The following is a 13,439-nucleotide window of genomic DNA, read 5'->3' on the forward strand; positions in this document are numbered from 1 at the left end:
TATGGTTCGATAGGGGGGCATAAATCGACTAAATCCTTATCTGGCAAGAGACTTAATTGATTAGTTCGCTCTAGATAAAAAACAATTGACAAAAATCGCTAAATGCCTTTCTATATAAGGGTTCCATCCCTTATAACCCCCGTCCATTGCATAACACAAACCGAAGAACCCCAATAACTAAAGGAAAGATAAAGTTATCGATCGCCCTCCGGAGCCAGTGTCAGAATAAAAGCAGGGAGATGACCAAGGAAAACCGACAACTCTCCATCTTTTTCCCGTCATCGCCCCTAAAATTTATTTGGTCAAGATTTATGCAAACTGCCAATCCTCGTCAAACGGAGAAAAAAGAGCATCCCAGTGGCGATAAACGCTTCAAAGTCCTCGACATTACCATGAAGCGGGCAGGATATAATCAATCAGCCCTGATTGAAGTCCTGCACAAAGCCCAAGAGGCCTTCGGATTCCTAGAAGAAGATGTTCTCCTCTATGTTGCTCGGGCGCTAAAACTGCCCCTCAGTCGCGTCTATGGGGTAGCAACCTTCTACCATCTCTTTTCCCTGAAACCGGCGGGAAAACACACCTGTATCGTCTGTATGGGGACAGCTTGTTATGTCAAAGGCAGCGGCAAAATCCTCGAAGACATCGAAAACAGCTTTGATGTCAAAGTGGGAGAAACCACCGCCGATGGAGAAATTTCCCTAGTGTCGGCCCGTTGTATCGGGGCCTGTGGGATTGCACCGGCCGTGGTCTTCGATGGAGTCGTGGCCCCTAAACAAGATTCGGAAACTGTCTTAGCGAAACTACAGAGTTTCTCCCAGTAATTTTTCACTTTAGTGGATTGAAAAAAATATGGACTTACAAGAATTATTGGCAGTGGCCGAGAAGGAAAAAACTAGACAAAAAAGCATCCGGGTGCATTGTTGCACTTCCACCGGTTGCCAAGCTGCTAACTCCCTCCAAATCGAAAAAAACCTCGCCACCGCCGTCAAAGAGGCACACCTAGAGGATACAGTCGAAGTGGTGGGGGTCGGTTGTATGGGTTTTTGTGGTCGCGGTCCGTTGGTGGAAGTGGATCCCCAGGATCTCCTATACGAAGAAGTCACCCCGGAAAGTGCGGCCAGCATTATTGCGGCCTTAAACGGCGGCAAAACCGAGGTGCAATTAGGGGACTCAAAACATCCCTTTTTCTCCCATCAAGTCAAAATTGTCCGGGAAAATAGCGGTAAAATCGATCCCGATCGCATTGAGGAATATATCGCCGTCGGGGGTTATCAATCTCTCTACAAGGCCCTCTACGAGATGACTCCGGCCCTGGTGGTGGAGGAAATCACCAAAAGCGGTTTACGCGGCCGGGGCGGTGCTGGTTATCCCACCGGTTTAAAATGGGCAACGGTGGCTAAACAACCGGGTAAACAAAAATACGTTATCTGTAATGCTGATGAAGGGGATCCCGGGGCGTTTATGGACCGTAGTGTTTTGGAAAGTGACCCCCATTTAGTCCTGGAAGGAATGGCGATCGCTGCCTATGCCGTGGGGGCGGATCATGGTTATATCTATGTTAGAGCCGAATATCCCCTAGCGATTGATCGTCTGCAAAAAGCGATTAATCAGGCCAAAAAATTCGGTTTAATGGGTTCCCAAGTATTCGAGTCCACTTTCGATTTTAAGGTGGATATCCGCATCGGGGCGGGAGCTTTTGTCTGTGGAGAAGAAACCGCTCTCATCCATTCCATCGAAGGCGGCCGCGGCACTCCTCGCACCCGTCCCCCCTATCCGGCCCAATCGGGCCTCGATGGTTGTCCCACCCTGATTAATAACGTCGAGTCCTACGCTAATATCGCCGCTATTATCCGCGAGGGGGCCGCTTGGTATGCCAATATCGGTACTGCCACCAGTAAAGGCACAAAAATCTTCGCTTTAACGGGAAAAATCCGCAATAATGGGCTGATTGAAGTGCCGATGGGTATTACTCTCCGGGAAATTGTCGAGGAGATGGGGGGTGGTGTTCCCGATGGTCAAGTGAAAGCGGTACAAACCGGCGGCCCCTCTGGGGGTTGTATTCCCGCTAATTTACTCGATACTCCCGTGGATTACGAATCCTTAGCCAAACTCGGTTCAATGATGGGATCCGGGGGTATGGTGGTTATGGATGATAGTACCAGTATGGTCAAAGTGGCGAAATTCTATATGGAATTCTGTCGCGAGGAGTCCTGTGGTAAATGTATCCCCTGTCGCACGGGAACAGTACAAATGTTTGAATTATTGGCCAAAATTATCGACGGAAAGGCCGATATTCACGACCTCGAAAACCTAGAACATCTCTGTCAAATGGTTAAAGAAACCAGTCTTTGTGGTCTTGGTCAAAGCGCTCCCAATCCGATTTTAAGTACCCTACAGTATTTTAAGGAGGAATATCTGGCTCTGTTACAGGAAACCAAGCACCCCGTCTCTGTTTGAGAAAAAATCGATCGAGGTCCAAGAATCTTCGGCCTCGATCAATTTCTTCGGTTATGGGAAGTCTGGTGGGCTGCCGGGTTATCTTGGAGGGAGTTAGCAGTAGTCTCAGGAGACGATAGATTATGACTTGGCGTGGCTCAACCGATACAAAAGATCGCATTTTTGCAGCTTTAGTATATCTTTTACCCTTATATTCGGCCTTTGCCTTCGGTATCTTTATCTTCCAGCAAATTCCTTTTTTAGGAGCGGCCTTAGCAATAGTTTTAACTCCCTTAGCTTTTCTCTATAGTTCTCTGGGAAGCTTTGGCAGTTTAATTATCTTTTTCGTCCTCTTTTTGGCCGTGGTACGCAATCCCCGCATCAGTCATTTTATCCGGTTTAACACCATGCAGGCGATTTTAATCGATATTTTGGTGTATTTATTGGGATTGGTCTTAAAGTTCTTTGCTCAGGGTTTGGGGGCGAATTTAGTGGTAGAAACTCTTTTTAACGTCGTCTTTTTGGGAGCATTTGCCGCCTGTGTTTACAGCATTATACAGTCGGTTATCGGCAAATACGCCGATATTCCCACAATTTCCGAGGCTGCCTATTCCCAGGTGGGAGGTTAGGTTAACTTGAGTTTGTTCCCTTTTTCGGCTACAGTCTCTCCAGAATCAATGCGTTCGCTGCCAGGCCACATCTATGAGTCCATTTAAACAGACGCTACGGGAACTCAACGCTCAGAAGGGGAAAATAGCCGCTTCTGTGGGCAGAAAAACGCCTAAACGGGTTAATCGTTGGTTTAAATGGCTTTCTCCCGGTCTTTTTGTCAAACGCTGGCTTTTAATTAGTTTAACCGGCGTTTTTCTCACCTCCTTCGGTTTGGCTATTTGGGTAAAATTAACCCCGGTTAATCGCTTTTTAGAGTTTGTTTCCCAAGCATTAGAAACGATCGCCCGTTTGGTCCCTAATTCTGTTTCCGGGCCGCTGGCGGTTTTGCTGGGTGTCTTTTTGTTATTCTGGGGTCAGAGTCGCACCGTCGAAACGATTACAGAAGCACTACAACCGGACGCATCGGAGGAATTAGTCGATCTCCTACGCACCCATCGTCGTCTCCATCGCGGCCCGAAAATTGTAGCAATTGGTGGCGGTACGGGTTTATCGACGCTTTTACGCGGTTTAAAACAGTATAGTTCTAATATCACCGCTATTGTCACCGTAGCTGATGATGGCGGTTCTTCAGGCCGATTACGTCGGGAAATGGGCATTTTACCCCCGGGGGATATTCGCAATTGTATCGCCGCTTTGGCCGATGAGGAAAAGTTATTAACGGAATTGTTTCAATATCGCTTTCATGCCGGGGATGGTTTATCGGGCCACAGTTTTGGTAATTTATTTATCAGCGCTATGACCGAGATTACTGGGGATCTGGAACAGGCGATCGATGCTAGTGCCAAAGTTTTGGCCATTCGCGGTAAAGTGCTACCTGCTACCCTTACCGATGTTAGTCTCTGGGCTAAGTTGGCCGATGGGCGCATTATTGAGGGAGAATCGAAGATAACCGAAGCTATGGGGCAAATTCGTCAGATTGGCTGTCATCCTGCCGATCCGGTCGCTTTACCGGCGGCTTTAGCGGCGATCAAGGAGGCAGATTATATTATTATCGGGCCGGGTAGTCTTTATACCAGTATTATCCCTAATTTGTTGGTTCCCGCAATTCGTCAGGCCCTAGCACAGGTGACAGTCCCCCGTGTCTATGTTTGTAATATTATGACCCAGCCGGGGGAAACGGATAATTATTCGGTGGCTGATCATTTGCGAGCAATCGAAGGAGTTTGTGAAGAACGCGTCTTTGATGCGGTTTTGGCCCAAAGAACTGCACCATCGCCCCAATCCCTACAATTATACGCCCAAGAGCATAGTCATCCCGTCTTTTTAGATCGCGAGGAAGTGGGAAAAATGGGTTATCGCATTGTTTTAGCGAATGTAATGGCAGAAGATGAAGTTACTGCCAAAGTTCGTCACGATCCCCAACGTTTAGCCCGAGTTTTATGGCGCTGGTATGCTAAAAAGTGAAACTTCGTTTTCGGTAGTCGGTCGTCGGTCGTCAGATTTGAGTTTTCAGTTCACTGTTTACTGTTTACTGTTCACTGAAAAAATCTCCCCCCGGTGCATCCCACATTTGCAGAAATATCGACAATCAGCAATTATCAGTGACTCTTAAATTAGTACAAAAATATGAACAATCGCGTGTAAGCATCCCACCGAAAAGCTAATGCGCTCCGGGGTTTGGGTAGGGTTGATTCATGAATCAACCCTACTATGAATCAACCCTACTAAGTAGTCATGCAAAATTAATTACCTGCCCGATCGAGCTAAAACCCTTACGGGGCAATGATCGTCATGTGTAAATAATTTTGCCTAGGTACTTATGAATTAACCCTACTATGAATTAACCGTACCCACTCCCCCTCTCCTATACCTTTTAATATCAATCCCTTCCTGGTGCGCCATGATAAGCCGCCCCGAGGTATAATTCCCCTACTTTCGGGTTATTGAGTAAATCTTGACCGGATCCCTGAAAACGATCTTGACCACTTTCTAAAACATAACCTCGATCGGACATCATTAGGGCTTTTTTGGCATTCTGTTCCACTAAAATAATGGCAGTTCCCGTCTGATTAATCGCTTTTATCTGTTCAAAAACGCTGGTTACTAAGATAGGAGATAAAGCTGCCGAAGGTTCATCGAGAATTAATAAATCTGGTTGCAACATTAGCGCTCTTCCCATGGCTAACATCTGTCTTTCTCCTCCGGATAAAGTGCCAGCTTTCTGACGACGGCGCTCAAGCAAACGGGGAAACATGGCATAAATGCGCTCTTTTAGGGGTTTAATCGCTTTTTTACTGGTAAAAGCCCCCATTTCTAGATTTTCCTCGATACTCAGGGACGGAAAAACATTAGCAATTTGGGGAACATAACCCATACCGAGGGGAACGATTTGATTAGATTTCCAACCAGTGATATTTTTTCCCTTAAAAGTGATAGTTCCAGCACTGGGTTTTAATAAACCAAAAATCGTCTTAGCGAGGGTGGATTTTCCCGCACCATTGGGACCGATAACCGTGACTAATTCCCCCGGTGCAATGCGAAAGTTAACCCCTTGCAATATGTATAAATCCTGCACATAACCAGCATAAACCTGTTCAACTTCTAAAAGATAATTCATGGTAAGGTAAAAAGGAGATAGGAGAGAGTAATATGAATTATGAATGGGGAAGTGGGAAGCATTTTCAGTGAACAGTAATCAGTAAACTGAAAACTTACATCTGATAACTTAAAACTTACATCTGATAACTGATAACTGATAACTGATAACTGATAACTGATAACTGATAACTGATAACTGATAAATTAGGGAGTTTTTTGTAAATCGGGACGTTCTTCCGGCAGAATTGCACCTTCGACGGGGCATACTTGTAAACAGATACCACAGTCAATACAAGTGGCAAAATCAATCCAATACCAATCGGTTCCTTTAAAATTTTTACCTGGTCCCGGATGGATACAAGCAACAGGACAAGCGGAAACGCAATCAGCAACCCCTTCACAAATTCCAGTGACGATCGAATGTGGCACAGTGTTTTCTCCTCTAATTCTTAACATTACTTTACCACTTTTAGGCACTGCCGTGCCAGGATCGGAGCATTGTTAGGAAACTTTCCCTTAATTCCCTAAAACATTGGGAGTTTTTTCTTGATCTTAGCAAGAAGTAAAATAGAAGTTTTCGATAGGGTTTTTACTATTCCCTTACGGGAGGACAAATAGTTAATTTCTTCCCGTAATTCCTGATTATTTTTCTGGAGATAGTTATGATTATTATCTAATTCTTTTAGGGATATTCCCATCCCTTGCCTAGTATGATAATCTTGCTGTTGTTTCAGATACATTGTCTGTTGTGCTTCCTGTAATTTTCTTAACTCTAACCAGACTTGATTCTGACTTGATTCCTTAGTTTCACTGAGCGCATACCAGAGAAAATCAGTGATTTCTTCCGCTATTTTTTGATTAATTTCAAAAAACTCGATAATATCAATTTTTTCGGGGGTAATTTTTGGGTATAACTTTCTTAAATCTTGGGCAATATTAAAGGAAAAAGCGATGATTTTAGAAGCGGACAAAATGGCATAGTGTTTTTCTAAATCCACTGGTAAATTGCCGTTTTCTTCTGGGAACTCAGAAGCAAGAAAAAGTAGAGAAGGAGTGGTTAAGGGACTGGTATAAAAAGTGGAAATAAATAAATTAGCCTGTAGGCGATCGCAGATAGCTTGAATTTTTCTGGCATCCTTTCCCGTACAATTATAATCGTAGGATTCCGCAGGCCAATATTTAAATTCTTCCCATCTTGGTGCGGTGTTATTTCTATCTAAAATAACAATGTGTTGACTAAATTCTAATTGACTCCAATATTCTAAAATTGAAGACCAAATCCTGGCTAATTTTCGTTGCTCAAGTTGAAAGATCACGCCATCAATAACAATAATTGGGCATCTTTTCCGGGAGATAGCTTGAATTGTTTGTAATTTTTCTCGCTCATCCTTATTTAAAATTATGCCTAAATCTTCCATCTTAACTGGATTGGGTTTAATCTCTATATCCTTAATTTCTGAGTGAGGAATTTCATAGATTTTACACACTTGATAATGTTCCTGTAATGCTTGACCATTACTGCCATGTTCTAAGCCTTGGAGATTTAAATAATATAACCCTAAAATCTCAGGAATCAAAGCCATTTTTTCCCCTTGACTGCCGATTCTTAACCAAAATTCGTAATCACCAGCACAGCGAAAATTTTCCTGAAAATAACCATATTTATCGTGCAGCATTTTTCGCCACATTGGTTGAGAACCCACACAACAACCTTGACGCATCTGTTGATAGGAGTAATTTGGCCAATTCCAATGTTTTAAAGCTGGGGTAGTGGCAAAAGTATCATTTTTGATGGTGGTAATTAATTGATCGGCATAAACTAAACTAATCTCTCTATTGTTATCTAGATAATTAGCCATAATTTCCAGAGCATTGAAACAGCGACGATCATCAGTATTCCCATTGGTGAGATAGGAACCCCTAGCTAGTTTAATAGCACGATTCCAAGCGCAGTAGAGGGTTTCTCGTTCTCTAGTTCTCTGGTAAATAATATTAGGGTAATTCTCTTGAAACTCTTGGATAATCTCCCCTTCATTCTCCGGAGAAGCACTATCGATAATAATAATTTCTAATTCTCCCTTTTCATAAAGAGTTTGAGTAACTAAATCCTCTAAACAACCCCAGATAAACTCTGCTGATTTATAGGTAGAAACAATTACAGAAACTTTGATCCTCTGCACTGGTATAGAGTTATTAAAACTAGGATTCATCGGCTTATCTGATCGCAATTCAAGACAGGGAAATTTTTTGATAATTTTGAAAAAGAAGATTTTAAGACTCTATATTTGATCGGGAGAATTGTCAAGATGTTATCGACTCTTATTGAAGATACCAGTTTATTTACCTTTGGCTTGTTACTTGACATAATAAAAAACTATAATGGGAAGGCTGTGGAAAATGAGCAACAATGACCGTATCTTCCTCCCTAGACTGGCTAACCCGTGGCACCAGTGACCTATTCCCCCATCAACCCGACTCCCAAGATCCTAGGGAAAATTTAACCCAACTACTGCAAACTACTGATCGCCCTTTAAGAATTAAACTAGGTATTGACCCCACCGGCAGCGATATTCACCTAGGTCATAGTATCCCTTTTCGGAAACTGCGTGCTTTCCAGGATGCCGGTCATGTGGCAGTGGTGATTATTGGTGATTTTACCGCTAGAATCGGCGATCCGACCGGAAAATCGGAAGTTAGAAAACAATTAACCATCGAAGAAGTGAGAGCCAATGCCGAGAATTATCTGGCACAATTACGCCCAATTTTAGATTTTAACACGCCTAATCGCCTAGAAATTCGCTATAACTCGGAATGGTTGGGGAAATTAGACCTATCGCAAATTCTCGAACTTCTCTCCACCATGACCGTCGGGCAAATGTTGGCAAAAGAAGGCTTTTCCGAACGCTACGACCGGGAAAACCCGATTTTTCTCCATGAATTTCTCTATCCCTTAATGCAGGGTTATGATTCCGTCGCTGTCGAGGCCGATGTCGAATTGGGAGGAACTGATCAAAAATTTAATATTGCCGTCGGTCGTGATTTGCAGAAATATTTCGGTAAAAAACCGCAATTCGGGCTACTTTTACCGATTTTAATCGGAACCGATGGCAGTCAAAAAATGTCCAAATCCCTGAATAATTATGTGGGATTGCGGGAATCGGCCCTGTCCATGTACTCGAAACTGGAAAAAACCCCCGACGCTTTGTTAAAAGATTATTACGAACTATTGACAAATTTGCCATTAGATGCTATTGCGAGCAATCCGCGGGAGGCACAAAAAAAACTGGCGATCGAGGTAGTTGCCCAGTTTCACGGGAAAGAGGAGGCATTAAAAGCACAAAAAACGGCGCAGGAGATAGTTCTACAGGGAAATACAGCGGCCGCTGCTTCTGTACCCGAATTTTCCCTAGCAGCGGTCACTTTTCCCCTGAAATTATTCTATCTTCTCTCGTCCACCGGCTTGTGTAAAAGTAGCGGCGAAGGGAGAAGACAGATTCAGGGGGGCGCTGTGAGGATCGATAGCGAGAAAATCACCGATGTGGACAAAAGTTTTGAGACAGCCGAAGCTTTAACCGGAAAAGTCCTACAGGTGGGCAAAAATAAATTTATTCGCTTTGTAGCTTAAATAAGCGAAAAAGTCCCTATTCGGCGGCTTTTTCCACGATTTCTAACTCAAAATCTCGAAAATGGGCTTTAAACTTTTTACTGAACTCGACGAGGACGGGTAGGTTGGCGCTAACCGGCCTACCACGCCATTCGGTGACAATCCCTTTCACCTCTCCCTCTAGTCCTTTCACGTCAAAAGGATCCGATTTGTGTTCAGGATGGTGATAAACTACCACAGACTCAATTACACGAACTCGATCGCCAACTTTCATAAACTCTCTAGCGAAGACAAACGCCTATTGTATCTTTGAAAACAATCTTATCATTCTACGCCGTATCAGGGAACGGGGAACTGAAAACTCTTAAGATTGAAACCTAGAGCCTGAGCTTTGACGATACTTTTGTTCGTAAGCAGCAATACTGGGAGCAACCTAAGCGTCACCTGTTGTGCAAGGCTGAGGGCAAAAAAACTGATAACTGCTCACTGATTTGATAGCATGGGGGAAAACCTATAGAGGGTTAAGCGGTATGAGTGACTATAAAGATTCTTCTTCCATGCGCTATTTCCTGGCAGGATTAAAACCCTTTGCCCAACCTTTATTTTGGCTGCCGTTAGGAATATTTTCCTTGGCTCTAATTGGTTTGTGGGTATATCAACAGAACCCTGAATGGTTGGGTTCGGTATTAGATACCCCAGGAATGTCCTTAGAGGAGCGGGAAATCCGGGCCAACCAGATTACCGATACTCCTCTCCCCAGTACTGTACCATTGCCAGCCATTCCTGCCCATAATAATACCGCCCGCCAGAACAAACCGGCCTCGACGCAGCCTTTTAATCCTCTAAATACTAATCCCGATAAGAACCAGAAACCCTCCTTATTTGCGCCGTTAATGCCGCAGACTAAGCAAAATCAGGCACCGAAGGCTAGTAAAAGTCTGCAACCGATTCAACTGCGACCGATTAGTGGCGACAGTAGCAATTATCCTTTACAAAGGGAAATCGAAAATCGCTCGCGGACTGCTAACTTGAATAATTCTCCTAATCTCAACCCCGGGGGCAGCCCGAATCAAGTAAACCCCCAGGGAAATTATTCCCCTGAACAACAAAATGTTCAACCCCTACCCTCCTGGAATAATGCCAACCCTAACCCGGTCCCGGGCCCTAGCAACCAATCCAACTATTATCAACCCCCTGTATATCAACCCCCCATCTACGGCAGTCAACCGAACGTCACTGGTTATCCCAATCAGGGAATGCCACCCAACAATAATGGCACCCCCAATCAAGTTCCCCCTCAAAGTATTAACCGAGGTTTCTCCATCCAACAACCCATTAATACCAGGTCTTCTGGTTACTAGAGGAACTTAGCTATAAGCTTGCAGGAACTCTAATAAAATCGGATTAACTATTTCTGGGGCCTCATCCTGGGGACAGTGGCCTAAACCAGCTAAGGGGATAAACTGTTTTACTGTCGGGAATCGTGCTAATTCTTGGCCCAAGGCCAAGGGTTCCCAGGGATCTTCGCTACCCCAAAGCAGAATAGCCGGACAGGGGAGAATCGGCAGCAGGTCTTCTGGCAGCGGGCCGCCAGAATAAGCGGTAAAAGCGAGGAAAACCTTGAACGCTCCTGGATCTCGGGCGGGTTTTAGGATTATTTCTACTAATTCCTCCGTTACTGCTTCCGAGCGCCGATAAGCTTGCAGGAGAATTTTACGCACTGTCTGGGGTTTAGCGATCTGTTGGAAGAAAAAAGCCCCAATTGCCTTGTTTTTGAGAATTATTTGGGCAATATCCGCGCCTAAACGACGATACCAGGGTAATTCCCCCCGTTTTCTTTCGTGCAGTAGTCTGAGGGAACAATTAATCGCCGCTACCCCAAGGACAAAATCGGGATAATCGACGGCAGCCTGCATAATGGCCACGCAACCGATGGAATTACCCGCCAAAAAAGCAGGTTCCCCCACCACTTCCCGACAAAAATCGGCAATTTGCGCCCCCCAAGTCTCGAAAGTATAATCGATCTCGTTTTTTGGTTCGGGTTTGTCGGAACCGCCAAAACCAATTAAATCTAGGGCAAAACAGCGACATTTTTCGCCTAAAACGGGGATATTTTTCCGCCAATGTCCCCAAGATGCCCCAAATCCATGCACAAGCACGATCGCCGGTCCTGTCTCCCCCGCACTTTGATAGGTGATTTTGAATCCCCGCCAATGCCAAATTTTTGCTTGTGTCTCTAATCCTAGAATTTGCTGCATATTTTTGTTTATCTGTAAAGCATTTGTTGCTTTTCTTAATATATACTGTCAGGTTAAGTGGCGGCTAGGAGAAGGGACTGGGTTGTTAAAGTTCGATTGGGAGTTAATCATACTATTAAAAAGGGATTTGGTATAATACAGTGTCTATAGGCGTTTTTTGAAAACGTCTGCCAAAATTTCTAGCTTCAACGCCTCGATCCTCTCAAGTTATGAGTAGTAGAGTGCGTCTAAGTTTAATCGCTTGCTCCCAGAAAATTATGAGAATTAAACAAATTACAGTTAAGCATCTTTTTGACATATTTGACCATACAATTAATCTCAATATGGAGGAAAGAATAACTATTATTCATGGTAAAAATGGCTTTGGGAAAACCTCAATACTGCGATTAGTCAATGGCTTTTTTAACTTAAAGTATTCAGATATAAGAGCTATTCCTTTTCAAAAATTTACTATAATTTTTGACGATAACAGCTTTGTGGATGTTGTCAAAGATTCCACCAGTAAGAATAAAAAAAGTAATGTAAGACCAAAGATTAATTTTAATTTTACTTCCTCCGATCAAAAAGAAAAACTGACTTTTTATCCTAATTTACTAGACGGGAAAACAATTTCTTTCCCTCTCAGCATGATAGATGATTTCATACCCGGTTTAGATAGAGTTGGATCAGAAAAATGGCTCTATACCCCCACAAAAGAAATTATGGATTTAGAAGATATTTATGAACGATTTGGAGAATATTTACCCAAGCAATTCCAGAAAGAATATCCTGATTGGTTAAAGAAAATTATAGACTCTATTAATGTTCGTTTTATTGAATCACAACGTCTATTAGATATTTCCAATAGTGCCAAAAATGGCAGAACTATAAGGATGCCGATGACATTGTACTCTGTGGCCAGCTATTCTGAAGATTTAGCAGAAAATATTCAAACTAAATTAGCAGAGTATGGACAACTATCTCAAACTTTAGACCGAACCTTTCCAGCGAGAGTTGTACAAAAAAAGGCATCATTGACCGATGATGAACTAAGGGAAAAAATTGATCAACTTGAAAGCGAAAGAAATCAATTAATTAGTGCAGGACTATTGAAAAAAGATGAAGATTCTAACTTCCAAGTTAAAGATAGTATTGATGATAGCACCAGAAAGTTATTATCGGTTTATATTGAGGATGTAGATAAAAAGCTCAATGTATTCAATGACATTTATCCTAAAGTAGAGCTATTTAAAAATATAATTAATAAAAAATATTCTTTCAAAAGTGTTACTATTGATCAAAGCAAAGGGTTTATCTTCACTACCCAAGAAGGGGAGGTTTTATCGCCAACAGATTTATCTTCTGGGGAACAGCACGAATTAGTAATTTTATATGAATTGTTATTTAAAGTTAAACCTAATACTTTGATCTTAATTGATGAACCAGAAATGTCACTTCATATTTCATGGCAGCAGGAATTTTTAAAAGACTTACAGGAAATCACGAAACTTTCCGGGTTAGATATTTTGATGGCTACCCATTCTCCTGATATTATTAATGATCGTTGGGATTTGACAGTTGAATTAGAGAAACCAAAGCAAAAAAGCAAAGATGAGAGAACAGATAACACCTGACAGAATTGCTAATAGCATTCGTTTACTACGCAGCGATCATGAGGGAGTTTTTTTAATTGTTGAAGGTCATAGCGATAAACTTATTTATGAGCGATTAGTAAACAAGCAAGAGGTTAGGATCACAATTGCCTCTAATAAAAATAATGCTATCAAAGCATTATCCATCTTAGAAAAAGAAAATTTGGCTCTTCTCGACTTTGTGTGATAATTTTTGCTTATGTAAGGTTAAATGCTTACTGGGCAAGACTTTTAGGACTATTTTGAAAGAAGAAACTATCAGTATAGACCTCGTTTACACACAGAAACCAGAAGAGCCGA

Annotated in this window: 13 protein-coding genes; 8 read left to right on the top strand and 5 right to left on the bottom strand. The window is 42.7% G+C overall.

The genetic code is table 11. The features are described from left to right. Window positions 1-311: 311 nt before the first annotated feature. From hoxE to IM509_RS14780, 4 genes are all read left to right on the top strand, one after another. The gene (hoxE, locus tag IM509_RS14765) at window positions 312-821 is read left to right on the top strand and encodes a bidirectional hydrogenase complex protein HoxE (protein WP_004158282.1); all 510 of its coding nucleotides are present in this window, start codon (window positions 312-314) and stop codon (window positions 819-821) included. 28 nt (window positions 822-849) lie between these two features. After that, window positions 850-2,457, top strand: coding sequence for an NADH-quinone oxidoreductase subunit NuoF (gene nuoF, locus IM509_RS14770; protein WP_185237753.1), 1,608 nt, complete (start codon window positions 850-852; stop codon window positions 2,455-2,457). A gap of 122 nt (window positions 2,458-2,579) precedes the next feature. After that, window positions 2,580-3,065, top strand: a complete 486-nt coding sequence (locus IM509_RS14775) for a Tic20 family protein (protein ID WP_072924865.1) — start codon at window positions 2,580-2,582, stop codon at window positions 3,063-3,065. Between the two features lie 73 nt (window positions 3,066-3,138). Continuing rightward, on the top strand, window positions 3,139-4,512 hold the full coding sequence (locus IM509_RS14780) for a gluconeogenesis factor YvcK family protein (RefSeq protein WP_052278209.1): 1,374 nt from the start codon (window positions 3,139-3,141) through the stop codon (window positions 4,510-4,512). A gap of 415 nt (window positions 4,513-4,927) precedes the next feature. Here the strand turns inward: IM509_RS14780 and IM509_RS14785 are convergent, their stop codons facing one another. The 3 genes from IM509_RS14785 to IM509_RS14795 all read right to left on the bottom strand — a co-directional run bounded on the left by IM509_RS14785 (window position 4,928) and on the right by IM509_RS14795 (window position 7,856). Continuing rightward, window positions 4,928-5,665 carry an ABC transporter ATP-binding protein gene (locus IM509_RS14785; protein WP_052278210.1) on the bottom strand — a complete coding sequence of 246 codons (738 nt, stop codon included), beginning with the start codon at window positions 5,663-5,665 and terminating at the stop codon, window positions 4,928-4,930. Between the two features lie 185 nt (window positions 5,666-5,850). Continuing rightward, entirely contained in the window at window positions 5,851-6,075 is a 225-nt protein-coding gene (locus tag IM509_RS14790) for a ferredoxin family protein (protein WP_072924871.1), read from the bottom strand. Between the two features lie 95 nt (window positions 6,076-6,170). Continuing rightward, the gene (locus IM509_RS14795) at window positions 6,171-7,856 is read right to left on the bottom strand and encodes a glycosyltransferase (protein WP_052278211.1); all 1,686 of its coding nucleotides are present in this window, start codon (window positions 7,854-7,856) and stop codon (window positions 6,171-6,173) included. A 197-nt stretch (window positions 7,857-8,053) separates the two neighbouring features. Here IM509_RS14795 and tyrS point away from each other — a divergent pair, with 197 nt between their 5' ends. Next, a complete protein-coding gene (gene tyrS / locus IM509_RS14800) occupies window positions 8,054-9,271 on the top strand; it encodes a tyrosine--tRNA ligase (RefSeq protein WP_052278212.1) in 1,218 nt (405 codons plus the stop codon). Window positions 9,272-9,287: 16 nt separating this feature from the next. Here the strand turns inward: tyrS and IM509_RS14805 are convergent, their stop codons facing one another. Beyond that, window positions 9,288-9,524, bottom strand: a complete 237-nt coding sequence (locus tag IM509_RS14805) for a ferredoxin-thioredoxin reductase variable chain (protein WP_052278213.1) — start codon at window positions 9,522-9,524, stop codon at window positions 9,288-9,290. A gap of 256 nt (window positions 9,525-9,780) precedes the next feature. Here IM509_RS14805 and IM509_RS14810 point away from each other — a divergent pair, with 256 nt between their 5' ends. Beyond that, entirely contained in the window at window positions 9,781-10,611 is an 831-nt protein-coding gene (locus tag IM509_RS14810; protein ID WP_052278214.1) for a hypothetical protein, read from the top strand. Window positions 10,612-10,617: 6 nt separating this feature from the next. Here IM509_RS14810 and IM509_RS14815 read toward each other — a convergent pair whose 3' ends face one another. Further along, window positions 10,618-11,508, bottom strand: a complete 891-nt coding sequence (locus tag IM509_RS14815) for an alpha/beta fold hydrolase (protein WP_052278215.1) — start codon at window positions 11,506-11,508, stop codon at window positions 10,618-10,620. Window positions 11,509-11,765: 257 nt separating this feature from the next. Here IM509_RS14815 and IM509_RS14820 point away from each other — a divergent pair, with 257 nt between their 5' ends. Further along, window positions 11,766-13,121, top strand: a complete 1,356-nt coding sequence (locus tag IM509_RS14820) for an AAA family ATPase (protein ID WP_185236778.1) — start codon at window positions 11,766-11,768, stop codon at window positions 13,119-13,121. Then, window positions 13,099-13,326 carry a hypothetical protein gene (locus IM509_RS14825; RefSeq protein WP_249264839.1) on the top strand — a complete coding sequence of 76 codons (228 nt, stop codon included), beginning with the start codon at window positions 13,099-13,101 and terminating at the stop codon, window positions 13,324-13,326. Before IM509_RS14820 ends, IM509_RS14825 begins: the two co-directional genes overlap by 23 nt. The last annotated feature ends 113 nt before the right edge of the window (window positions 13,327-13,439 follow it).

Source organism: Microcystis sp. M31BS1 (assembly GCF_020245285.1).
In the GTDB taxonomy this organism is placed as follows: Bacteria; Cyanobacteriota; Cyanobacteriia; order Cyanobacteriales; family Microcystaceae; genus Microcystis; species Microcystis panniformis.

Coding starts and splice junctions, on each gene's coding strand:
- IM509_RS14825 (WP_249264839.1), top strand. CDS start 13,099: ATGAGAGAACAGATAACACCTGACAGAATTGCTAATAGCATTCGTTTA.
- IM509_RS14785 (WP_052278210.1), bottom strand. CDS start 5,665: ATGAATTATCTTTTAGAAGTTGAACAGGTTTATGCTGGTTATGTGCAG.
- IM509_RS14795 (WP_052278211.1), bottom strand. CDS start 7,856: ATGAATCCTAGTTTTAATAACTCTATACCAGTGCAGAGGATCAAAGTT.
- IM509_RS14780 (WP_052278209.1), top strand. CDS start 3,139: ATGAGTCCATTTAAACAGACGCTACGGGAACTCAACGCTCAGAAGGGG.
- IM509_RS14815 (WP_052278215.1), bottom strand. CDS start 11,508: ATGCAGCAAATTCTAGGATTAGAGACACAAGCAAAAATTTGGCATTGG.
- IM509_RS14810 (WP_052278214.1), top strand. CDS start 9,781: ATGAGTGACTATAAAGATTCTTCTTCCATGCGCTATTTCCTGGCAGGA.
- IM509_RS14820 (WP_185236778.1), top strand. CDS start 11,766: ATGAGAATTAAACAAATTACAGTTAAGCATCTTTTTGACATATTTGAC.
- IM509_RS14775 (WP_072924865.1), top strand. CDS start 2,580: ATGACTTGGCGTGGCTCAACCGATACAAAAGATCGCATTTTTGCAGCT.
- hoxE (WP_004158282.1), top strand. CDS start 312: ATGCAAACTGCCAATCCTCGTCAAACGGAGAAAAAAGAGCATCCCAGT.
- tyrS (WP_052278212.1), top strand. CDS start 8,054: ATGACCGTATCTTCCTCCCTAGACTGGCTAACCCGTGGCACCAGTGAC.
- IM509_RS14805 (WP_052278213.1), bottom strand. CDS start 9,524: ATGAAAGTTGGCGATCGAGTTCGTGTAATTGAGTCTGTGGTAGTTTAT.
- nuoF (WP_185237753.1), top strand. CDS start 850: ATGGACTTACAAGAATTATTGGCAGTGGCCGAGAAGGAAAAAACTAGA.